Below are 23,182 nucleotides of genomic sequence, written 5' to 3' on the forward strand. Positions count from 1 at the left end.
CGCCGACGGCGCGGCCGGCAGGCCCGCCCTGCCCGAGGCCGTGCTGGACAAAGGCACATACGCCCGCTGGGAACTGGGCCGCATGGATCTGCCGCAGGGCCAGGAACGCCTGGTGCTGCGGCAGGAAGGATGGCAGGCCCCCCTGCAATGGGTGGCGCGCCCCGATGAGCAGGGCAGCCCGGTCTGGCTGATGCTGGAACGGCAGCTGGACGGCGGCCCCTGGCCGGCCGCGCAGGCGGAATTCGCCGTGGACGGCCTGCCTGCGGGCGCGGGCGAGTTCGTGCCCGAAGGCGGCAGGGTGCGCCTGTATTTCGGCGTCGATCCCCGCGTCACGGTCACCACGACCACGGATGAAAAGCGGCGCGGCGAAAGCGGCCTCATCGGCAAGCGCCGCACCTGGAGCTGGAGCTGGACCTATACCGTGCACAACGGCCGTCCCCGGCCGGTCACGGTGCGCGTGGAACGGCCCGAGCCCCTGCCGGTGGACAGCTCCGTGGAAGTGGCCCTGGACGGCGCCCGGCCGCAGAAGGGCGAGGATCACAGCCTGTTCTGGCTGGTGGAGACCCCCGCGGGCGACAGCCGCAGCATCCGGCACGGCGTCAGCGTCAGCGCGCCGGAACGCCTGGACCTGCATCCCGTGGCCCCCTAGGGCGTGTCTCGACCAGCCGTGGAGCGTGTTCGGGGGAAGGTGCCCCTCATCTCCGCTATCGCTGCCCGCAGCTTCCTTCGTCGCAACGGGCACGGCCTGTGGCAGCCCTTTGGGTCGCTGCCCGGGCGAGATGGGGCCCCTTCCTCCATCCCCGGCGCGTTTTCCGGCAGGATGCAGGAGCATAGGGCAAACGTTTACCAAAAGCATGCGCAGCTGGTATATCCTGTCGTAAAAAGGGCATGTGGACGTTGTGCGGGCATACCCCGGGCAAAACGGTCCGGCCAGTGCCCTGCCCGCGGCCGGCGAGCGCGTGCGGGTGGGGGAAAAAGGGGCCGCCGAACAGGGCGAGGGCAGCCTGCGTGTGCCCGCAGGCGGGGGAAGGCACATACCGGCACGGCGCGCCCGTATGTCACAGCGTGCGCGTGCGCTCTGGGCAAGGCCGGGAATATCGTCAACGGCATCAAGAGCGTCCCTGCGTGCGCGTGCGGACGGGGGGTGCCCTGCGGGACCTTTCGGCACCCCATCCGGCAGGTCCGGGAGATTTGCCCTTGCGGCCCTCCGGCGAGGGGCCTATAGTCGCGCACCGTCGCGGAGCCTTTCCGCGTTGTCCAGTTTGCTAAGGAGCGAGGTGCGTCATGTCCGAGCATACACTGCATTATGGTGACATTTCCTGGACCATGCCGGTGGCCGACAAAAACCTGGCGGCCGTGTTGCAGTCCAATCCCGTGACATTGCCGGAGCTGGAGCCGGAGGAAGCCGTGCGCGAGGCCCTGCGCCATCCCGTCGGCTCCCCCTGCCTGAAGGAGATCGTCCGCCCCGGCGAAAAGATCTGTCTGCTGGTGCCCGACGTGACGCGCATCTGGCAGTCGCCCGCCGTCTACGTCAAGGTCATGGTGGCCGAGCTCAATGCCTGCGGCATCCCCGACAGCGACATCCTCATCGTCACGGCCACGGGCACGCACCGCGCCCATGTGGGCGACGAGCGCGTCCGGCTGCTGGGCGGGGACATCTGCCGCCGCATCCGCATCATCGACCACGACTGCCGGGACACGGCCCATCTGGTGCATGTGGGCGACACCAGCCGGGGCACGCCGGTCTGGTTCAACAGCTACGCCATGGCCTGCGACAAGATCATCATCACCTGCGGCGTGGTCTTCCACTTTCTGGCCGGTTACGGGGGCGGCGGCAAGATGCTGCTGCCCGGTATCGCCGGCTACGAGACTATACAGCGCCACCACAAGCAGGCCCTGAACCCCGGCTTCGGCAACGGCACCAATGCCGAGGTGCGCAGCGCCAACATGGCGGACAGCAACATCTTCCATGCCGACATCTTCGAGGCCGCGGCCATGGCCCGGCCCTGCTTCGGCCTCAATGTGGTGGTCGATGACGACTACCGCATCATCAAGGCCTTCGCCGGGGACTGGATCAGCTCCCATGCGGCGGCCTGCCGTCTGGTGGACAGCATGGACGGCGTGACCATCCGTGAACGCACGCCGCTGGTGGTGGCCAGCGCGGGCGGCTATCCCAAGGACATCAACCTCTACCAGACCATCAAGCTGCTGAGCAACGCGCTGGGCGCCGTGCAGCCCGGCGGGACCATGATCCTGCTCTCCCGCTGCCCGGAAGGTTTCGGCAGCCCCGATGTGGAGACGCAGATCTGCGCCTATGGCGACATGCGGGCCCGCGAACAGGCCCTGCGCGAGACCTTTTCCATCGGCAGTTATGTGGGCTTCCTCTTTGCCGAGGCGGCGGAGAAGCACCATCTCATCCTGGTGACGGATATGGACGCTTCCCTGTTCGCCAGGACGCGGATGCATGTCTGCCATACGCTGGACCAGGCCCTGGAGCTGGCCCGGGGCTTCCTGGGCCCGGAACTGGACGTGCGCACCACCATCATGCCGCACGGGGCCTCCACCCTGCCCAAGCTGGCCGGATAGCGGATCGGACAGGATGTGGACAGGGGGCGGACAGGGGATGCGTCCGCGCCTGCCGTGTCCTGCTGTTTTCGCCGGGGGCTTCCCGTTGGGGGAGTCCCCGGCGGCCTTTCCCTGTCGGACGGGGACCGGCGGCGGGCTGCGCAGCGCCCGCGCCCGGCGGCCCGCCTTTCTCCGGGAGAGGGCCTGACGTCTTTACGGCGCTGCCCGGACGCTCCCCAGGCCGTGGGAAGGGGCCCGCTGTGCGGAGGGCGTCCCGTTGCCGGCAGCACGGTCTGATGGGCGCCGCGCCTCCATTGCGGGCGGCGCCGTCGTCCCGGTGCCGGCAGCCTGCCGCAGCTGCCGAACGGCTGTGAAAAACAGCGCAGGCGGCATGGCCGGTGGCGGCGAAAAAGCCGTGAGCCCAGGACTGGCGCGGGCTGGGGCAAATCGCCATATTTGGCGCGGACTTGCATTTTTTTTTAATAATTTCAAATTGTTAAAAAATACATACAAAAAACCTGTGTTGACAGGTGGGGCGGCTTTTGCCATGTTGAGCGGGCAGAAGCGCTCACGCAGCTTGATTGGGAATCCCGTGCAAAGCGGGAGCGGACCCGCCGCCGTAAGTCGCAGAACCTGCCCCCTCCATGTGTCACTGGCAAGCGCCGGGAAGGCCGGGAGCAGGGCGACGAGCCGGAAGACCTGCTTCTGCCGTTCGTCCAGGGGGACAGCCCCACGGTAACGGGTTTTTGCCGCTGGGAAGGGATGCCACGATCGTCTGCGTGCAGGCTGCCGGTTTCCGTACCTCATCCTTTCAACATTTTCACGCTACACGTCAGGATTGGAAAACCTCCCGAACAGGGCGGCTCTTTCCTTTTGACCTCAAAAAGTTTTCACCGCAGACCGGGAGCAGGGCGCAATGCTTGCGAGCATCATCAAGAGGGACGGAACAGAGGTTTCCTTCGATTCGGCCAAGATCCTCAATGCCATCACCAAGGCCAGCAAGGCGTCCGGCGAAGACATGTCGCCCACGGATCTGCTGTTCGTGACCGAAAAGGTCTGCCGCAAACTCGAAGCCCAGGACCTGCGCCATGTGGAAGAGATCCAGGACGTGGTGGAAGAGACCCTGATCCAGTACGATTACGCCAAGACCGCCAAGGCCTACATCCTGTACCGGGCCGAGCATACCAAGCGGCGCAATGCGGAATCCTACCTCATGGATATCTACAAGACCCTGACCTACGCGCCCGCCATCGAAGAGGACCTCAAGCGCGAGAACGCCAACATCGACGGCGATACGGCCATGGGCACCATGCTCAAGTACGGCTCCGAAGGCGCCAAGTATTTCACCGACAACTACGTCCTGCCCAAGGACGCTTCGGCCGCGCACATCAACGGTGACATCCACATCCATGACAAGGATTTCTACATGCTCACCGAGACCTGCTGCCAGATCGACCTGATCCCGCTGTTCCACGACGGTTTCTCCACCGGTCACGGCCACCTGCGCGAGCCCAATTCCATCGAAAGCTATTCCGCCCTGGCCTGCATCGCCATCCAGGCCAACCAGAACGAGATGCACGGCGGCCAGAGCGTGCCGCACTTCGATTACGCCATGGCCGGCGGCGTGACCAAGACCTTCCGCAAGGAATACCTGCACGCCTTCACCGCCTTCGTGCGCATCCGGCTGGGTCTGGACGCCGCCCGGGCCGGGGAGTTCTGCCAGCCCGTGCTGCTGCCCGTGACGCCCGCCATCCGCATGGCCGACGTGGACGAACTGGAACGCCGCATGGAAAGCCTGGTGCCCGAAAGCCAGCGCGAACTGGTGCGCGCCGCCCATGCCTACGCCGCCGAAGAAGCCCTGCGCGCCACCGACCGCCGTACCTACCAGGCCATGGAGGCCTTCATCCACAACCTGAACACCATGAACTCCCGCGCCGGCGCTCAGGTGCCCTTCAGTTCCGTCAACTACGGCACCGATACCTCCGCCGAGGGCCGCATGGTGGTGCGCAACCTGCTCCTGGCCACCCAGGCCGGTCTGGGCAGCGGCGAGACCTCCATCTTCCCGGTGCAGATCTTCAAGGTCAAGGAAGGCGTCAACTACAACGAAGGCGATCCCAACTACGACCTGTTCAAGATGGCCATCAAGACTTCGGCCATGCGCCTGTTCCCCAATTTCAGCTTTCTGGACGCGCCCTTCAACCTGCAGTACTACAGGCCCGGCGACTACAACAGCGAAGTGGCCTACATGGGCTGCCGCACCCGCGTGCTGGGCAATGTCTACGACCCCGACCGCCAGGTGACCTGCGGCCGCGGCAACCTGAGCTTCACCTCCATCAACCTGCCGCGCCTGGGCATCGAGGCCAGGGGCGACCTGGACCGCTTCTTCCAGCTGCTGGACGCGCAGATCGACCTGGTCTTCCGCCAGCTGCTGCACCGCTTCGGCATCCAGTGCTCCAAGAAGGTGCGCAATTACCCCTTCCTGATGGGCAACGGCATCTGGCTGGATTCCGACAAGCTGGACTGGGACGACAGCGTGGCCGAGGTCCTCAGGCACGGCACCCTGACCCTGGGCTTCATCGGCATGGCCGAGGCGCTGGTGGCCCTTACCGGCAAACATCACGGCGAAAGCGAAGAAGCCCAGCAGCTGGGCCTGCGCATCATCGGGCACATGCGCCGGCGCTGCGACGAGGAATCCGCCAAAACGCGCCTCAATTTCACCCTGATCGCCACTCCCGCCGAGGGCCTGAGCGGCCGCTTCGTGGCCCTGGACCGCAAGAAGTACGGCGTCATCGAGGGCGTCACGGACAGGGAGTACTATACCAACTCCTTCCATGTGCCCGTCTATTTTCCCATCAAGGCCTTCCGCAAGATCGAGCTGGAAGCCCCCTACCACAGCTTCACCAATGCCGGGCATATCACCTATGTGGAGCTGGACGGCGATACCTGCAAGAACCTGGAAGCCTTCGAGACCATCATCCGTTTCATGCACGACAAGGGCGTGGGCTACGGGTCCATCAACCATCCCCTGGACCGCGACCCCGTGTGCGGCTATGTGGGCGTCATCAACGGTCGCTGCCCCCGCTGCGGGCGCAAGGAGGGCGAGGCCGTGAGTCAGGAAACGCTCAAGATGCTGCGCCGCAAGTATCCGCACATGCCCAACTGCTGCCGTTAGTTTCCGTCACGTTTTACCCAGAAGAGGAGCCTGGACCATGCTGATGAAATCCGAACTGACCGAGACCAAGCCCGAAGTGAAAATGGTGGGCGAAGGCGTGCCCTTCGAGCGCGTGCGCCGCATCACCGGCTATCTGGTGGGCACGCTCGACCGCTTCAACAACGCCAAACGCGCCGAAGAACGCGACCGCGTCAAACATGCCTAGGCTCCGCGTCAGCGGCATCGTGGAAGAATCCATAGTGGACGGTCCCGGACTGCGCTATGTGGTCTTCACCCAGGGCTGTCCGCATCACTGCCCGGGCTGCCATAATCCGCAGACCCATGACTTCGACGGCGGGCACTTCCTGGATACCGACGACATCCTGCGCCAGTTCCGGGAAAATCCCCTGCTGTCCGGCATGACCTTCTCCGGCGGCGAACCCTTCGCCCAGCCCGAAGCCCTGTGCCACCTGGCTGACGGCGTGCACGCCGCGGGCAAGAACGTCTACGCCTACAGCGGCTATACCTGCGAGCAGCTCTACGGCCTCGCCCGGCGGGTCCCCGCCGTGGGCCGCCTGCTGGACAAAGTGGACGTGCTGGTGGATGGCCCCTATGTGGAGGCCCTGCGCGATCTGGAGCTGGACTTTCGCGGCAGCTCCAACCAGCGCGTCCTGGACAAGGCCGCCATCAGGGCCCTACGCCCCGTGGAAGCCTGATATTTTTCGCTTTTTTGTGGGGGGCGGAGTTTTTGCCGGGGGAAGGAAGGGGCGTTTTTTGTAAAAACTGCCCCTTCCTTCCCCCGGACCCCCATCCATCCCGAAAAAATTTTTTCCAGAACTGTGTGCCGGACCCCGTCGTTGTGCGGCGGTGGACGGTGCCGCAGCCCGTATGCTTGAATGCCTGCTATATGTGGGCGTTTTTGTTTTTGAATACGGGGGAAAGGCAGGAGATGGCGTAAGCCCGGATCAAGGCATCCGCAGAAGAAGAGGAGTTGTCTCCTGCCATGAGATGCCCAGGAGTCTTGGAAGGGCGAACAGCTCCGGCATCCGAAACAGGTATGACGCTTTCGTTGTCATATGCATGAAGGCCGGATGATGATCTGTCGCCAAAATGGAGGTAGTATTTAGAGAAAAGTATTTTGTGTCATAGAAATAGAATTTTATCGATATAATTAACGATATGTCTTTATAGCTGCATGTAAAAAATCAGATACAGAATTTGAATGATTTTTAAAAAACCAATTAATATGATTTTTTATGTACTCATCTCGAAGTTGAGGATCATTTAAGTCGTTGGGAATACGCTTCATCCTTATATCGATACTATCAAAACCCTCAAAGGGATCAGAAAGCCTTTTATTAGTTATTGATATATATTCAGGATTGATATCAATCCCAATTGCTTTTCTATTCGTTTGCTGACAGACTCTTAAAGAGGTCCCACTACCTACAAAAGGATCAATTACTAAATCTTGCTCATTAGACGATGCAAGAATCATTCTCTCATAGAGTCCTTCAGGTTTTTGTGTCGGATGTGCTTTTCTATTTTTATTGCAGTAGTGTACATGAGAAAATTCCCATACATTCCCAGGATTCGCTCCACGCATATTGTTGACTGAACGATAAAATTTCTGAGGGATACGAATATCATCTAGATTGAAGATAAAATTATTAGACTTTGTAAACATCAGAATATCATCATGGCGAGGCGAAAATCCCTTTGTCTTTCCGATTCCTTGGGTATAATGCCAAGTTATCCATGAATTAAAAATCATATTGAACTCTCTTTCTAGTAATGAATAAATGTACGCAATAAATCTTGTTCCCATGAATACATATATGGTGCCTGTATCATTGAGAACTCTATGTGCTTCTTTTAGCCATAATCTTGAAAAAGATAAATATTCGCTAAAAGTTAATGTGTCTTTAGTCTTTCCATAGTCTTTATTTAAATTGTATGGTGGATCGGCAATAATTAATTGTGCACATTTATCTGGGAGTTTAGAAAGTTCTTTAGTAGCATCTCCACATATTGCAACTAATCTTTTATCCATTGATTTCTCTTTGCCTCTCTATAAAAATCTTCTATAGTCCTGCGTGTGCTATGTAGATATTTTTTATCTAATAACTGGCACATTTCCCAAGTTGATCTTTCTTGATAGGCAACATAATGAATATCTTTGATTTGGATTTGTCCAGTTCCTAATGCCGGATTATAGTTAATATCTGCATCACTGATGAATTTAAGGTCATATGCGTTATAATCTACGATTTCCATAATGCCATCAACTAATCCAGTTATTTGGTTTCGTTCAGAGTATACTTTATGCTTGATTGATAAAATAATAAATATAAAATCTGGATCAACTATATATGCTGTTCGTATACGAGAAAATGATGTTATATTGGGACCTTTCCCGCTGTTTGGAATATCATTTGCCGTAGCCTTAACATCAATATTTCCTGTTATGACATCATTGCCTTTCCTAAATTGTAAAATAATATCCGCCATCCCCAGCCGTTCTTGGGCTTCAACATTAATTAACTTGTACTGATTATTGGGAGTATCTCTAATCCCTGAAAAAACTTCACACGCCCAAGCTTCAATCATAGGGCCTGCAATTTTATTGATATTCTCTAAAGGAAGGCCTAATACTAAATTCGTATTAATGATTATTTTGTTATCGCCAGTTGCTTTTCGCTTGTCTAAAATACCCTGTATCTGTCTTATTATGAAAGCAGAATTTTCTTTATATGATGAAGATTCTTTTGGGATTTTAAAGTTTAGTTCATTATACTTCATTTATTGTTTTTCTCCTCGAAATGATATAAACGAAACTAGTATATTTAAAAAATTTCATTAAGTCTACATAAAGAAGGGAGGAAACTTTTTTCCGCTGGAAAAAGTTTCCTCCCTCCCCGCGCAATGTTCCTAGTTCTTGAAGGGCGAGATGTCGCGCAGGGTCTTGATGACCTGGGGCATGTTCTCGACCACGAAGTCGATGTCCTCTTCCGTGGTGTAGCGGGAGAGGGAGAGGCGCACGGAGCCGTGGGCATAGGTGAAGGGCACGCCCATGGCGCGCAGCACATGGGAGGGTTCCAGGCTGCCGGAGGTGCAGGCGGAGCCGGAGCTGGCGCAGATGCCCAGCTGGTCCAGCATGAGCAGGATGGCTTCGCCTTCCACGTTCTTGAAGGCGATGTTGGTGGTATTGGGCAGGCGGTGTTCGGGATCGCCGTTGACCATGCAGTCGGGGATGGCGGCCAGCAGGCCCTGCTCCAGCCTGTCGCGCAGGCGGGCCACCTGGGTGCGTTCCTGCTGCATGTGCTGCCCGGCCAGCCGGGCGGCCATGCCCAGGCCGACGATATAGGGCACGTTCTCGGTACCGGCACGGCGGCCGCGTTCCTGGTGTCCGCCGCGCAGGAAGGGACGGAAGCGCACACCCTTGCGCACATAGAGCACGCCCACGCCCTTGGGCGCGTGCAGTTTGTGCCCGGACAGGGAGAGCATGGAGATGGGCTGCTTGCCGAGGTCGATGGCTTCCTTGCCCACGGCCTGCACGGCGTCGGTATGGAAGATCACGCCCTTTTCGGCGGCCATTTCGGCCATGCGGCTGATGGGGAAGACGTTGCCCACTTCGTTGTTGGCGTACATGATGGAGACCAGGGCCGTGTCGTCGGACAGGGCGTCGGCGTATTCGTCCAGATCCAGGCGGCCCTTGTTGTCCACGCCCAGCAGGGTCACATGGTAGCCCTGGCGTTCCCAGTACTGGGCCACGTTGAGCACGGCGGGGTGTTCCACGCGGGTGGTGATGAGGTGGCGCTTTTCGGGCTGGGTCTGCAGGGCGGACCAGATGGCGGCATTGTCGCTTTCGGAGCCGCAGGACGTGAAGATGATCTCGTCGGGATGGGCGCCCAGCAGGGCGGCCATGCGTTCGCGGGCCTCTTCCACGGCGCGGCCCACCTGTCCGCCGAAGGTATGCATGCTGGACGGATTGCCGTAGAGGTCCGTCAGGTAGGGCAGCATGGCTTCCAGCACTTCGGGAGCCACGGCGGTGGTGGCGTTGTTGTCCAGATAGATGGTCTTCATGGCTAGGCTTCCTCGACGATGATGTCGGCTTCCACATGTTCGCGCAGGACGCGTTCCACCAGATTGCGGATGGTCACTTCGCTGGAGCGGCACTGGGCGCAGCGGCCGCGCAGGGAGACCACCACGCGCTTGCCGTCCACATCCACCAGCTCGATGTCGCCGCCGTCGGCGGCCAGCTGGGGCCGGATCTCTTCTTCGATGGTCTTCATGACCAGCTGCATGCGCTGCACATTGGTCATGCGGGGCTTGCTGACCGGGCGCAGTTCGGCGAGGGGCTTCTGCTTGAGCTCGGCGGCCAGGATCTCGGCGATCTGGTCCTGGCAGTCGCCGCAGGCGCCGCCGGCCTTGGTGTAGTTGGTGACTTCCTCCACGGTCTTGAGGCCGTTCTCGCGGATGGCGCGGATGATCTGGGCGTCGGTCACGCCGAAGCATTTGCAGACCAGGCGGCCTTCCTCATGGGCGTGGGGCACGGGGGCTTCGCCTTTCCACTGGCGGATGGCGGCTTCCAGGGCTTCCTGGCCCATGACGGAACAGTGCATCTTTTCCTTGGGCAGGCCGCCCAGGGCCGCGGCGATCTCCTTGTTGGTGAGCCTGAGGGCGTCTTCGGCCTTCATGCCCTTGACCATGTCGGTGAGCACGGAGCTGGAGGCGATGGCGCTGGCACAGCCGAAGGTCTCGAAGCTGGCCTTTTCGATGACGCCTTCATCGTTGATCTTCAGATAGAGCTTGAGCGCATCGCCGCAGGCAAGGCTGCCCACTTCGCCGATGGCGTTGGCATCTTCCATGGGACCGGCGTTGTGCGGCCGGAGGAAGTGTTCATGGACGGCGTTGGTGTAGTTCCACATGGTGTTCTCCGGGATCCTGGCAACAGGATGGTTCTGATTCTATGATGTTCTGCAGGGTCTGGCGGCGCAGGAAGTCGCGGACGTGTTCGTCCAGCTGGTGCCAGAAGGCCCTGGTGGAGCAAAGCCCCTCGCGCTGGCAGACCTTGCCACGGTTGAGGCAGGAAACGGGGGATATCTCGCCTTCCAGATGCAGGAAGACGTCCTCCATATTGATCTCTGACGGCGGTTTGGCCAGGGCGTAGCCCCCGCCGGAGCCGCGTACGGCGCGCAGGATGCCCAGGGGCTTGAGGGCGCGCACGATCTGTTCCAGATAGCCTGGCGAGATGGATTCCTCCTGGGCGACCTGGCCCAGCTGGAGCAGGGAGTTGTCCGGCTGGGCGGCCAGCCGCAACAGGAAGCGCAAGCCGTAGCGTGTTCTGGTGGAAAATTTCATGACAGCCTCGTTCAGGAATGCTGCCCCTGCATGACGAAGTCGTAGGGGGTTTCCTGATAGACGTAATAGTTGAGCCAGTTGTTGTAGAACAGGTGGGCGTGGGCCCGCCAGTTCATGCGCGGCAGCTGGCTGGGGTCGTCGTTGGGGTAGTAGTGGCTCGGCACATGGGGATCCATGCCCCGGGCCAGGTCGCGGCGGTATTCCGCGTCCAGGGTGCCGCGGTCGTATTCCAGATGCCCGGTCATGAAGACCTGGGAATGGTCCAGGCTCTCCACCAGGGTCAGGCCGGCCTCGTCGGATTCGGCCAGGATGCGCAGGTTGGGCGTGCGGCGCACGTCCTCGGCGCGGACTTCGGTATGGCGCGAATGCGGGGCCGGGAAGTCATCGTCGAAACCGCGGAACAGGCGGCAGTCGGGATGCAGGACCTGGTGGCGGAAGATGCCCGAGCGTTTTTCCGGCAGCTCGTACTTGGGCACGCCGTAAAAATGGTACAGGGCGGCCTGGGCGGCCCAGCAGATGTAGAGCGTGGAGAAGACATGCCCGTTGGCGTAGGTCATGATGTCCAGCAGTTCCCGCCAGTAGTCCACCTCCTCGAAGGGCAGGTGTTCCACGGGCGCGCCGGTGACGATCATGCCGTCGAAGCTGCGGTGCCGGATCTCGTTGAAGGTCTTGTAAAAACGCTCCAGATGCTGCAGGGGCGTGTTCTTGGACTCATGCTCCGCCGTGCGCAGCAGGGTGATGTTGACCTGCAAGGGCGAATTGCCCAGCAGGCGCAGCAGCTGGGTCTCGGTGGCGATCTTGGTGGGCATGAGGTTGACGATCACGATATCCAGCGGGCGGATGTCCTGCCGGGTGGCGCGTTCGTCGGTCATGACGAAGATGTTTTCGCTTTCCAGTGCGCTGCGCGCGGGCAGGTCGGCGGGGATCTGAATGGGCATGTCTTCCTCGTTGGTCAAAAGTCGTTCTGGACAAAACATAGTTTTGAGCTATGTTTTTGTCAAGGTCATCCCAAAATTTTTTGTGGGGATTTAGCGGGGCAGCCGGACGACGTGGCTGTGCAGGGGCGCGTGGCAGCCGGAAGCCTCCAGGGCCTTGCGGGCCAGCTGCTCCAGGGCGGCGCAGCAGGGCACGCTCATGCGCAGGACGGTGACGCTGGCGGGGCCCTGTGCGAAAAGAGCGGCCAGGCGTTCGGGATAGTCCCCGGTATTGTCCAGCTTGGGGCAGGCGATGACGGGGATGCGGCCCTGCAGCCAGTCATCGTGCAGGGTGGGCAGGACGAAACCGGCGCACTGGGCGGCCAGCAGGATATGGGCATGGCGCAGGAAAGGCGCCCCGGGCGGCAGCAGGCGCAGCTGGACGGGCCAGCTGGGTGTTTGGGCGCGCAGGCTGTCGGGGATGTCGTTGTCGGCGGCGGAAAAGAGGGGCGTCAGGCCGGGCGCGGCCGCGGGCGCGCCTGACGGGGCAACGAAGCTGCGGGCCAGGCTGCCCGGGCAGCCCCGGGCGACGCCCTGTCCGTCCTTCTGTCCCTCACGGGCGGCCTTGGCGGCCAGGGCCGCCTTTTCGTCAAAGGCTTCGGCCTCGCGCATGACGATGCGCAGGGCCTCCCGGGGGCAGTTCAGGCAGGCCCCCAGGCCGTCGCAGTAGCTGTCGCGGATGAGGCGGGCCTTGCCGTCCACCACGGCCAGGGCGCCTTCGGCGCAGTCCAGCACACACTGGCCGCAGCCGTCACATTTTTCTTCGTCGATCTCGATGATGGGACGTTCCATGGTACCTCAGGAGTTCAAAAGGATGTCTGCCAGTTGCGCGGCATCGGCGGCCACCGTGTCCGCTCCGGCGGCCCTCACTTCGGCCGCTCCCCGGAAGCCCCAGGCCACGCCCACGGCGGTCATGCCCGCATTGCGGGCCGTCAGCATGTCCACGTCGCTGTCGCCCACATAGGCGCAGTCCCGTGGCGTCACGCCCATGGCGGCCGCCATCTGCAGCAGGACAGCGGGATCCGGCTTGAGGGGGGCGTCCTGCCGCCCGCCGCGCACGGCGGCAAAGCGGATGCCCGGAAAATACAGGGGCACCAGGGCGCGGGTGAGGTCGTCGGGCTTGTTGGAGAGTACGGCCAGGCGCAGGCCGGCGTCCTGCAGGCGGGACAGGGCCGCCTCCAGACCGGGGTAGGCGCGCGTCTCCAGGCTGAGATGCCCGGCATAATGGTCGCGGCCTTCCCTGATCAGGGCGGCCAGCTGCTCGTCGGAGCTGCTGGCCACCACCGCCTGCGGCAGGGCGCGACGCATGAGCACGGGAAAGCCGTTGCCCACCATCTGCCGGTAGGCATCAACAGGATGGACCGGGTATCCGTGCGCGGCAAGGACGGCGTTGCAGGCGCCGCCGATATCGGCCAGCGTGTCCAGCAGGGTTCCGTCCAGATCGAAAAAACAGGCTTTCATGTGACCTCCAGGGATGGCCGGGACGATATGTCCGCAAGGGCGGGCCACAGTATAGCGCCAAAGACGTCAGGCGGCAAATGCCTCCTTTTCCTCGCAAGCTGCGGATACCGCACAACTTCTGGACAGGGCAGCGCGCTGTTGGTACTCTGGTGGTCCAATGCCGGGCTTCCGCGCATTGTCCATTTGGGAGGTTGTTTATGCCCCGACACGTTTTGACACTCAATGACCTTGGCGACGAAGGCTCCTGGCTGCTGGTGCAGCAGGCACGCGGCATCCCCGATGCCAAGAGCCGTACCGACTTCATGACGGAGCGCACGGCGGTCCTGCTGTTCGCGCAGGAATCTTTCGCCGAGCGGCTGTGCGTTTCCGCTGCCGTCCGCCAGATGGGCGGCTCCATCGTCTTCCAGGGGGCCACAGGCGGCTGGAAGGCGGAAGTGGAACGCTACCAGCGCCAGATGCTGGCGGTCATCGACTATTTCGTGGACTGCATGTACGTCTACGGTATCCCCTGCCTGGCCGCGAAGGTGGACAGCGACTTGGTGCAGTTCCCCATCATCAACGCGGGCAGCCCCGACGCCCATCCGGCCCATGTGCTGGCCGACGTGGCCTGCATGCTGCGCTATACCCGCGACGATCTGAAGAAGGCCCGCGTGGGCTGGCTGGGCTGCACCAACGGCACCCTGTATTCCCTCATCGAAGCCCTGCGCTATTTCCCCTTCAGCCTGCAGGTGGCCCTGCCGCCCATGGAGGAACGTCCTTCGCTGGAAGCCTACGCCCGTCATTGCGGCGTACAGGTGGACTTTGTGGAGACGCCCCAGGAGGCGGTGGCGGGCTGCAATTTCGTCTATGCCGGTTGCCGTTCGGGCCTGGACGAGGAGATGTCCCAGCTCTGGAAGGTCGATGAGGCCCTGATGGCCCATGCCGCCAAGAACGCCCATGTGCTGCTCGGGACCTCGCCCATGCAGGCCATCGAGGTCGTGAGCGACATCCTGTCCAGTCCGGCCTCGCTCCTGCTGCTGCAGTCGGAAAACCGCCTGCGCGTGCACAAGCGCCTGCTGCACTGGGTCTTCCTCGAAAACGAACGCGCCATCTAGATGGATGTCGGCTGCCCGGCGGACCTGCGCCCCGGGCAGCCGTTTGCGCTGCATCCGCGCACACGCCCGGAACAAGCATGTCCGGGCCGAACCTGTCCAGAGTAAATCCAGAGCGGACCTGCCCAGGCCGGCCAGCCAGGCTCGGACGTATCCGGTCCGGGCGTGCCCGGGCGCAGGTCCGCCCATCCTGTCCGCCAACCTGAAAACCGATGGAGAGCTCGCCCTCGCGCAGGGCCCTCTTTCCCCTTTTCCTATGTCCATGACCCCTTCCCGGCAGGAGGCTGCCGGAACTCCCACCGTCCCTTCGGCTGCCGAGCTGCTGCATTTTTTGCAGACCTTCAGTTCCTGCCTGCTGGCCTGCGCTTCGCCCACCATGCGCGTGGACCGCAACGCCCAGCGCATCGCCCATACCTACGGCTATGACGTGGAGCTGGCGCTTTTCCCCAAACATCTGATGATCACCGTCATGCGGCCCGACGGGCAGCATCAGACCTCGGTGGCCTCCATCCAGGCCGGCGGGCCGCATTTCCGCAAGCTGGCCGCCCTCAACGCCCTGGGCTGGCAGATCGTGGACGAGCGCCTGGAGCTGGACGAGGCCTGGCGGCGGCTGGAGGCCATCATGGCCCTGCCTGCCGTGAACCAGCGCTGGCTGCGCCTTTTCGTGGCCTGTGCCAACGCGGCCTTCTGCCGGCTCTTCGACGGCGACGCCGTGGCCATGCTCCTGGTCTTCCTGGCCACGCTGGGCGGCTTCTGCGTGCGCCAGTTCCTGCACAAGCGGGGCCTGGACGGCAAGATGGTCTTCCTGCTCTCGGCCTTCGCGGCCTCCCTGCTGGCCTCGCCGGGCGTCATCTGGGGCCTGGGCCAGACGCCGCAGACAGCGCTGGCCGCCAGTGTGCTCTTCCTCATCCCCGGCATCCCGCTCATCAATGCCATGCACGACATCCTCGACGGCCATGTGCTCATGGGCCTGGCCCGTTTCGTCCAGGCGGGCATCCTCATCGTCTGCATCGCGCTGGGCCTGTCCCTGACCATGCTCCTTCTGGGGGTGAACCTGCGATGAACGCCTTGCTGTCCTTTTTTCAGGAGCCCGCGACGAGCCTGTTCCTGAACACCCTGGCCGACGGCTTTTTCGCCGCCGTGGCGGCCATCGGCTTCGCCCTGATCTCCAACCCGCCCGTGCGGGTGGCACTCATCGCCGGTCTCCTGGCCGCTGTGGGGCACATGTTCCGCTATGTGCTGCTGCATAGCCAGGTCATGGGCATTTCCAGCGCCTCCCTGTGCGCGGCCATGCTCATCACCCTGCTGGCCATCGCCGCGGCCCGGCGCTGGCACACCCCGGCGGAGATGTACGCCTTTCCGGCCCTGCTGCCCATGATACCGGGCATGTTCGCCTACAAGGCCATCTTGGCCACCATGCAATTCCTGGGGGCCACGGACCTGGTCGAGCAGCAGCGCCTGCTGACCGAGATGGCCTACAACGGCTTCACCTCCTTTTTCATCATGAGCGCCTTGGCTGTGGGCGCCATGCTGCCTTTGTTCCTGCTGCACCGCGAGTCGGCCCTGATGCGCGGCATCTACAGCCGCTGGCGGGAACGGCGGGGCAACGCCAGGCCCTGAGGCCGTCGTCCGCCTCTCTGGATCTTCCGAGCGGCCCGCATGGAGCATGCGCGGCCGCTTTTTGTATGAAACGAAGACCTCCGTGCGGCAGGGGGCCGGGGTGGCGGCCTGCGCCGCATGTGCTTTGGAGCGCAAGCGCCATGCAGGGGCGGTCCTGCATCCGGGAAGCCGGAGGGCGGGGCGCGTGCCGAAGGCCCCATGCCTGCCGTCCCGCGCGGGCAGAGCGGGAGGCATCCAGGCCGTGGGGCCTTGCGCGGAGCCGCTCCCGGAGCGGGGCGCAAGCGTCCGGCGCGTGCGAAGAAAAAAATCTTTTCATGCCGGCCGGACTGTCTGCTGGGCCGCCGGTCGTGAACGATGGCGCAAATGGGCCGCCAAAGGCACAGTTAGGTCACTCAAAAGGGGCCAAGCGTGAGCGGCCGCAAGTCCTTGCGGCAAAAGCGTGCCTCAGGACCGACGGTCCTGCGCGGCCTTTGCTCGAGGAGGTTTTTCTTTGCACTTTTTATGAAAAGTTGGTATTTCTTAGCTGTATGTCACAGTTTGTTCAGGAGAGACAATGAAAGCTGCTGTCATGAAAACCATTCATGTGAAGGACGCTGTCGGCAGCGTACTTTGTCACGATATCACCCGTATCGTCCCTGGAGGAGACAAGGGACCCGTGTTCCGCAAGGGACATATCGTGCAGGAGGAGGACATCCCGACCCTCCTGGAAGTGGGCAAGGAACATCTCTATGTGTATGAGCCGCAGGAAGGCGTGCTGCATGAGAACGAAGCAGCACGGCGCATCGCGGCCGCCACGGCCGGGGCCAACATCACGTTGAGCGATCCCAAGGAAGGCCGCATCAATTATACAGCGTCCTGTATGGGGCTGCTGCGGGTGGATGTGCCCACGCTGACCCGCATCAACTCGTTGGGGGAGATCACCCTGGCCACCCTGCACAGCATGCAGCTGGTCCGGCGGGGGCAGAGCCTGGCAGGTACCCGCGTGGTGCCCCTGCTCATCGAGGAGGGCAAGATCGTCGCGCTTGAGAATCTTGTCACCCACCCCGTGGTCGAAGTCCTGCCCCTGCGCCATTTCAAGGTCGGCATCGTCACTACCGGCAGCGAAGTCTACACCGGACGCATCAAGGATGCTTTCGGCCCCGTGCTTCGAGACAAGTTCGCCCGCCTGGAATGCAGCGTCATGGATCAGGTCTTCACCAGTGACGAAGTGGAGATGACCTCGTCGGCCATCAGCGGCTTCATCCGACAGGGAGCCGACATGGTGGTGGTGACCGGGGGCATGTCCGTGGACCCCGACGACAAGACACCGGCTTCCATCCGCGCCGCTGGCGCGCAGGTGGTGAGCTACGGCGCGCCGGTCTATCCCGGGGCCATGTTCCTTCTGGGCTATGTGCCCGCGGAACGCGGACGCATCCCCGTCCTGGGGCTGCCCGGCTGCGTCATGTACTACAAGGCCAGCATTTTCGAACTCGTCGTCCCGCGCCTTCTGGCCGGACTGGAAGTGACAGCCGCGGATATCGCCGGCATGGGCCACGGGGGCTTCTGCTCCGGTTGCGCCGAATGCCGCTATCCCATCTGTCCGTTTGGAAAATAGGCGGCGCGGCAGCGACCGTCTCAACTTGCAAGCCGTTTCTAGGAGTCGCATATGGAAACGAAAACGCTTGTGGTCAATGGTATTCCCCGCCGCGTCCTGGTGGACGCCGACACCCTTCTCGTTGATGTGCTGCGCAACCAGCTGCAGATCACCAGCGTCAAGGTGGGTTGCGGTCAGGGCCAGTGCGGCGCCTGCTCCGTGATCCTCGACGGCAAAGTCGTACGCGCCTGTATCGTCAAGATGCGTCGCGTGCCCGACCAGGCCCAGATCACCACTCTGGAAGGCGTGGGGACCCCCGACAAACTGCATCCGCTGCAGGAATCCTGGATCTTCCACGGCGCGGCCCAGTGCGGTTTCTGCACGCCCGGTTTCATCGTGTCCGCCAAGGCCCTGCTGGACTCCAATCCTTCCCCCAGCCGTGAAGACGTGCGCGACTGGTTCCAGAAACACCACAACATCTGCCGCTGCACCGGCTACAAGCCCCTGGTGGACGCCGTCATGGACGCCGCCGCCGTCATGCGCGGTGACAAGGACATCGAAGAGCTGCACTACAAGCTGCCCGCCGACGGTCGCGCCTTCGGTTCGCGCCTGCCTCGTCCCAGCGCCCTGGTCAAGGTGACCGGTCTGGCCGAATACGGCGCCGACGCCGCCATCCACATGCCGCCGGATACCCTGCACCTGGCCCTGGCCCAGGCCAAGGTCTCCCACGCCCTCATCAAGGGCATCGATACCTCCGAAGCCGAAAAGATGCCCGGCGTGGTGCGCGTGCTGACCCACAAGGACGTCAAGGGCAAGAACCGCATCACCGGCCTCATCACCTTCGCCGACAACAAGGGCGACGGCTGGGATCGTCCCATCCTCAACGACACCAAGGTGTTCCAGTACGGTGACGCCCTGGCCATCGTCTGCGCCGACAGCGAAGCCCATGCCCGCGCCGCCGCCGAAAAGGTCAAGTTCGACCTGGAACTGCTGCCCGAATACATGAGCGCGCCCGAAGCCATGGCTCCCGACGCCATCGAGATCCATCCCGGCACGCCCAACATCTACTATGAACCCCACATCGAAAAGGGCGAAGATACCAAGCCCTTCTTTGACGATCCTGAAAACGTGGTGGTGGAAGACAGCTTCTACACCCAGCGCCAGCCCCATCTGAACATCGAACCCGACGTGGGTTACGGTTACCTGAACGAGCAGGGCCAGCTGGTGATCCACTCCAAGTCCATCGGCCTGCACCTGCACGCCCTGATGATCGCCCCCGGCCTGGGCGTGAAATTCCCCGAAGAGCTGGTCATGGTGCAGAACACCACCGGCGGCACCTTCGGTTACAAGTTCAGCCCCACCATGGAAGCCCTCATCGGCGTGGCCGTGCTGGCCACCGGCCGTCCCTGCCACCTGCGCTACAACTATCAGCAGCAGCAGCAGTACACCGGCAAGCGCTCGCCCTTCTGGACCAAGGTGCGCATGGCCGCCAACAAGAAGACCGGCAAGATCGTGGCCATGGAAACCGACTGGACCTGCGACCACGGCCCGTACTCCGAATTCGGCGACCTGCTGACCCTGCGCGGCGCCCAGTTCATCGGTGCCGGTTACGGTATCCCCAACATCCGTGGCGACGGCCGCACCGTGGCCACCAACCACGCCTGGGGCGCGGCCTTCCGTGGTTACGGCGGTCCCGAATCGGAATTCCCCTCCGAAGTGCTGATGGACGAACTGGCCGAAAAGCTGGGCATGGATCCCTTCGACCTGCGCGAGCTCAACTGCTACAAGGAAGGCGACACCACGCCTACCGGCCAGAAGCCCGAGGTCATGAACCTGCCCACCATGTTCAAGGCCCTGCGTCCCAAGTATGAAGCCGCCAAGGCCAAGGCCAAGGCCGAATCCACCGACGCCGTCAAGCGCGGCGTGGGTCTGGCCCTTGCCGTGTACGGCGCCGGCCTGGACGGTCCCGACTCCTCCGAAGCCTGGGCCGAACTCAACCCCGACGGCACCGTGACCATCGGCAGCTCCTGGGAAGATCACGGCCAGGGCGCCGACTCCGGCGCGCAGTGCACCGCCCATGAGGCCCTGCGTCCCATCGGCCTGCCTGTGGACAAGATCCGCCTGGTCATGAACGACACCAGCAAGACCCCCAACTCCGGTCCTGCCGGCGGTTCCCGCTCCCAGGTCATGACCGGCAATGCCATCCGCGTGGCCTGCGAACAGCTGGTGGAAGCCATGCGCAAGCCCGGCGGCGGCTTCTACACCTATGACGAAATGAAGGCCGAAGGCCGCGCCGTGCATCAGGACGGCAAGTGGACCGCTCCGGCCCGCGACTGCGGCAAGAACTGCCAGGGCGAGCCCTTCTGCTGCTACATGTACGGTCTGTTCATGGCCGAAGTGGCCGTGGATGTGGCTACCGGCAAGACCCAGGTGGAAAAGATGACCATGGTGGCCGACATCGGCAAGGTGGTCAACCGCCTGCTCACCGACGGCCAGCTCTATGGCGGTATCGCCCAGGGCATCGGTCTGGCCCTCACCGAAGACTACGAAGACATCAAGAAGCACAGCACCATGGCCGGCGCCGGTATCCCCTCCATCAAGGACATCCCGGACGACCTCGAGCTCATCTACGTGGAGACCCCGCGTCCTGACGGCCCCTTCGGCGCCTCCGGCACGGGCGAGATCCCGCTGTGCGGCCCGCATCCGGCCATCATCAACGCCATCTACAACGCCTGCGGCGCGCGCGTGACCCATCTGCCCGCGTACCCCGAAAAGGTGTTGGCGGCCATGCCCAAGAAGTAACATCAACGGTTCGGGGGACCGGTTCGCCGGTCCCCCCAGATGCAGACAAGGCGGACGGCATCCTGCGACAGGGATGCCGTCTTGCCCTGTAGGCTTTTTCTTTCCGTGACCTTCGCAGGCTCCTCCGCCTCCCGTCCCGGGCCCTGTCCCGGGCGGCGGTCCGCACAGGACCGTCATGCCGGGGGATCCCGCCCCGCCGCCGTCACGCCCTCCCGAGGTTCCCATGAGCATTTCCATGAACAGCCAGAGCGCGCTGCATGAAGTCGAGTCCCGCTGCACGCAGGAGCGTCCGCCCCGCTGCCAGTCCCTGTGCCCGCTGGGCATGGACGCGCGCGCCTTCCTGGCCCATGCCGCCGAAGGACGCTGGAGCGATGCCCGCAAGCAGCTGGAACGCTACCTGCCCCTGCCGGGCCTGCTGGCCCACATCTGCGACCATCCCTGCGAGCAGGGATGTCTGCGCAGCGACCTGGGGGGGGCCGTCAACCTGCACGGGCTGGAGATCTTCTGCACAGGACATCTGGGCGTGCAGACCCGTTCCCTGCCCATGCCGCGCAAACAGAAACGCATCGCCGTCATGGGCGCCGGGCTGGCCGGTCTGGTCTGCGCCTGGGATCTGGCCGGCAAGGGCTATCAGGTGACAGTTTTCCACGATGGCGAAGCCCGGGCGCGGCTGCTGGCGGACTGGCCGGTGCTGGCCGGGGCCGGAGCCGCGGCCCTGGATGCCGAATGGGAGGCCCTGTGCCGCCGGAGCGCGCGCTTCGAGCAGGCCACCACGGATGCGGCCTGCCTGCAGCAGGCGGCCGGAGAGTACGACGGCGTCCTGCTGGATGCCGGGGCCCTGCCGGAGCTGGCGCCCGCCGTGACGGACGTGGATGCGCAGATCCTGCACTGGCGGGACAATATCTGCTGCGCGGGCTGGCGTGACGTGACGCCCACCGGTCACAGCTTCGCCTCCGCGTCCCGGCAGGCGGGGCAGGGCAGGGGGGCGGCCCGGACCCTGGAACGGCTGGTGAGCGGCGTGTCCCTGACGGCCGCCCGCGATACGGATGAACGCAGCCTGTACACCGGGCTGGACGGCATCGCGCCGGTGGAACGGGTGCTGCCGGCCGCCGCCGGCTATACCGAGGCCGAGGCCCGGCAGGAGGCCGGCCGCTGCCTGCAGTGCCAGTGCATGGTCTGCGTCAAGGCCTGCGTCTACCTGCAGAAATACAAGGGCTATCCCCGGGTCTATGCCCGCCAGATGTACAACAATGCGGCCATCGTCAAGGGCCTGCATCTGGCCAACAACCTCATCAACGGCTGCGCCCTGTGCGGGCAGTGCGAAGAGCTCTGCCCCGAGAATTTTTCCATGGCCGAGCTCTGCCTGAGCGCGCGGCAGGACATGGTGGATCGCGGCGTCATGCCGCCTTCGGCCCATGAGTTCGCCCTGGAGGACATGGAAGCCGCCAGCGGCCCGGAATGCGCCCTGAGCATCAAGGGCGGCGAGGGCGGCTGGCTGTTCTTCCCCGGCTGCCAGCTGGCGGCCTCGCGCGGGGAACAGGTGGAGGCCCTCTATGCCTGGCTGCGCGACGCGCTGTCCGGAGAGGGCGAATTCGCTCCCGGCCTGGAGCGCGGGCCCGTGAGCCTGCTCGTGCGCTGCTGCGGCATCCCGGCGCGCTGGGGCGGCCGCGAGGAACTGTTCGCCCGGCAGGCCGCGGAGCTGCGGCGGCAGTGGGAAGAGCTGGGCAGGCCCCGCATCATGGCGGCCTGTTCGTCCTGTCTCTCCGTCCTGCGTGAAGTCCTGCCCGGGGCGCGCGCCCTGTCCCTGTGGGAAGTGCTGGACGCCCTGCCGTGGCCGGAAGGCTCAAAGCCGTCCGCGGGCGTGGTGCTGAGCGTGCAGGACCCCTGCACGGCCCGTCACGACACGGCCTGGCAGGAAGCCGTGCGCTCCCTGGCCCGCAAGGCTGGCCTCGGCATCGAGGAGCCGCCGCAGGGCCGTGAAAAAACGGCCTGTTGCGGTTATGGCGGTCTGGTCTGGTGCGCCCAGCCCGGGCTGGCCGACGAGATGGCACGGCACCGGGCGGACGATCTGCCGCACGCGGCCCTGACTTCCTGCATCATGTGCCGGGATCGCCTGGCGGGCAGCGGCAAGCCCGGCCTGCATCTGCTGGATGTTTTGCCGCAGCTGGCCGCTCTGGCCCACGGTCCCGAAGCGGAGAAGGGTCCCGGCCTTTCGGAACGGCGTGCCCGGCGGGCGGCGCTGCGTCGCCGTCTGGCCCGTGTCTGGCTGGGGCAGGAGCTGGCCGAACCGGCGGCCGGGCGGCTGGATCTGGTCCCCGGTCTGCTGGAAGAGCTGGAACGCCGCCATATCCTGCTGGAGGATGTCGGCGGGGCCGTGGCGGCCGTGGAAGCGGAAAAGGCCTATTTCGTGGATGCGGAAAGCGGGCACCGTCTGGGTGCCTGGCGGCCGCGCAACGTGACCTTCTGGGTGGAATACACGGCGGAAGGCGACCGCTGGCTGCTGCATGACGCCTGGTGCCACCGCATGCGCGTACCGGGCAGCGGCGGCGTACAGGAAAACGGCTGCTGCGGGGAGGCATAG

General features: G+C 63.1%; 19 protein-coding genes and 1 riboswitch. Of the genes, 11 read left to right on the top strand and 8 right to left on the bottom strand.

Features of this window, described 5'->3' with window-relative positions; all coding sequences use genetic code 11:
- The 5 genes from Q1X76_RS02740 to nrdG form a co-directional block, all read left to right on the top strand.
- Positions 1-649, top strand: a 649-nt coding sequence (locus Q1X76_RS02740) for a DUF4139 domain-containing protein (RefSeq protein ID WP_300717972.1), incomplete at its 5' end; no start/stop codon positions are given.
- A 635-nt stretch (positions 650-1,284) separates the two neighbouring features.
- Positions 1,285-2,586, top strand: a complete 1,302-nt coding sequence (gene larA / locus Q1X76_RS02745; protein ID WP_300717974.1) for a nickel-dependent lactate racemase — start codon at positions 1,285-1,287, stop codon at positions 2,584-2,586.
- A gap of 524 nt (positions 2,587-3,110) precedes the next feature.
- Positions 3,111-3,287: riboswitch (cobalamin riboswitch) on the top strand.
- A gap of 194 nt (positions 3,288-3,481) precedes the next feature.
- Positions 3,482-5,737 carry an anaerobic ribonucleoside triphosphate reductase gene (locus Q1X76_RS02750; protein WP_300717976.1) on the top strand — a complete coding sequence of 752 codons (2,256 nt, stop codon included), beginning with the start codon at positions 3,482-3,484 and terminating at the stop codon, positions 5,735-5,737.
- A gap of 37 nt (positions 5,738-5,774) precedes the next feature.
- Positions 5,775-5,942 (top strand): anaerobic ribonucleoside-triphosphate reductase, encoded by a 168-nt coding sequence (gene nrdD / locus Q1X76_RS02755; protein WP_300717978.1) that lies wholly within the window; start codon positions 5,775-5,777, stop codon positions 5,940-5,942.
- Entirely contained in the window at positions 5,935-6,432 is a 498-nt protein-coding gene (nrdG, locus tag Q1X76_RS02760) for an anaerobic ribonucleoside-triphosphate reductase activating protein (RefSeq protein ID WP_300717980.1), read from the top strand. Before nrdD ends, nrdG begins: the two co-directional genes overlap by 8 nt.
- A 455-nt stretch (positions 6,433-6,887) precedes the next feature.
- On the opposite strand, the gene Q1X76_RS02765 is transcribed toward nrdG, so the two are convergent.
- The 8 genes from Q1X76_RS02765 to Q1X76_RS02800 form a co-directional block, all read right to left on the bottom strand.
- Positions 6,888-7,769 (bottom strand): site-specific DNA-methyltransferase, encoded by an 882-nt coding sequence (locus Q1X76_RS02765; RefSeq protein ID WP_300717982.1) that lies wholly within the window; start codon positions 7,767-7,769, stop codon positions 6,888-6,890.
- Complete coding sequence (locus Q1X76_RS02770) at positions 7,754-8,518, bottom strand: hypothetical protein (RefSeq protein ID WP_300717984.1); 765 nt, start codon at positions 8,516-8,518, stop codon at positions 7,754-7,756. The genes Q1X76_RS02765 and Q1X76_RS02770 overlap by 16 nt, the downstream gene beginning before the upstream one ends.
- Before the next feature lie 129 nt (positions 8,519-8,647).
- Positions 8,648-9,802 (bottom strand): cysteine desulfurase NifS, encoded by a 1,155-nt coding sequence (nifS, locus tag Q1X76_RS02775; protein ID WP_300717986.1) that lies wholly within the window; start codon positions 9,800-9,802, stop codon positions 8,648-8,650.
- A 2-nt stretch (positions 9,803-9,804) separates the two neighbouring features.
- The gene (gene nifU / locus Q1X76_RS02780) at positions 9,805-10,647 is read right to left on the bottom strand and encodes a Fe-S cluster assembly protein NifU (RefSeq protein WP_300717987.1); all 843 of its coding nucleotides are present in this window, start codon (positions 10,645-10,647) and stop codon (positions 9,805-9,807) included.
- The gene (locus Q1X76_RS02785) at positions 10,619-11,080 is read right to left on the bottom strand and encodes an Rrf2 family transcriptional regulator (protein ID WP_300717989.1); all 462 of its coding nucleotides are present in this window, start codon (positions 11,078-11,080) and stop codon (positions 10,619-10,621) included. The genes nifU and Q1X76_RS02785 overlap by 29 nt, the downstream gene beginning before the upstream one ends.
- A gap of 11 nt (positions 11,081-11,091) precedes the next feature.
- Positions 11,092-12,018 carry a homoserine O-succinyltransferase gene (gene metA, locus Q1X76_RS02790; protein WP_300717990.1) on the bottom strand — a complete coding sequence of 309 codons (927 nt, stop codon included), beginning with the start codon at positions 12,016-12,018 and terminating at the stop codon, positions 11,092-11,094.
- 90 nt (positions 12,019-12,108) lie between these two features.
- Positions 12,109-12,846, bottom strand: coding sequence for a ferredoxin (locus Q1X76_RS02795; RefSeq protein ID WP_300717991.1), 738 nt, complete (start codon positions 12,844-12,846; stop codon positions 12,109-12,111).
- Positions 12,847-12,852: 6 nt separating this feature from the next.
- Positions 12,853-13,515: an HAD-IA family hydrolase gene (locus tag Q1X76_RS02800; protein WP_300717993.1), complete on the bottom strand. Its 663-nt coding sequence runs from the start codon at positions 13,513-13,515 to the stop codon at positions 12,853-12,855.
- A 197-nt stretch (positions 13,516-13,712) separates the two neighbouring features.
- Between Q1X76_RS02800 and Q1X76_RS02805 the strand changes: the two genes are divergently transcribed.
- The 6 genes from Q1X76_RS02805 (at position 13,713) to Q1X76_RS02830 (ending at position 23,182) form a co-directional block, all read left to right on the top strand.
- The gene (locus Q1X76_RS02805) at positions 13,713-14,609 is read left to right on the top strand and encodes an ornithine carbamoyltransferase (RefSeq protein ID WP_300717995.1); all 897 of its coding nucleotides are present in this window, start codon (positions 13,713-13,715) and stop codon (positions 14,607-14,609) included.
- A 253-nt stretch (positions 14,610-14,862) separates the two neighbouring features.
- Positions 14,863-15,669 (top strand): threonine/serine exporter family protein, encoded by an 807-nt coding sequence (locus Q1X76_RS02810; protein WP_300717996.1) that lies wholly within the window; start codon positions 14,863-14,865, stop codon positions 15,667-15,669.
- Entirely contained in the window at positions 15,666-16,226 is a 561-nt protein-coding gene (locus Q1X76_RS02815) for a threonine/serine exporter family protein (protein ID WP_300717998.1), read from the top strand. The genes Q1X76_RS02810 and Q1X76_RS02815 overlap by 4 nt, the downstream gene beginning before the upstream one ends.
- A gap of 568 nt (positions 16,227-16,794) precedes the next feature.
- A complete protein-coding gene (locus tag Q1X76_RS02820) occupies positions 16,795-17,820 on the top strand; it encodes a molybdopterin-binding protein (RefSeq protein ID WP_366140968.1) in 1,026 nt (341 codons plus the stop codon).
- Between the two features lie 51 nt (positions 17,821-17,871).
- On the top strand, positions 17,872-20,601 hold the full coding sequence (locus Q1X76_RS02825; RefSeq protein ID WP_300718002.1) for a molybdopterin-dependent aldehyde oxidoreductase: 2,730 nt from the start codon (positions 17,872-17,874) through the stop codon (positions 20,599-20,601).
- Between the two features lie 223 nt (positions 20,602-20,824).
- On the top strand, positions 20,825-23,182 hold the full coding sequence (locus Q1X76_RS02830; RefSeq protein WP_300718004.1) for a pyridine nucleotide-disulfide oxidoreductase/dicluster-binding protein: 2,358 nt from the start codon (positions 20,825-20,827) through the stop codon (positions 23,180-23,182).

It is taken from the genome of uncultured Desulfovibrio sp., assembly GCF_949282365.1.
GTDB lineage: Bacteria > Desulfobacterota > Desulfovibrionia > Desulfovibrionales > Desulfovibrionaceae > Desulfovibrio.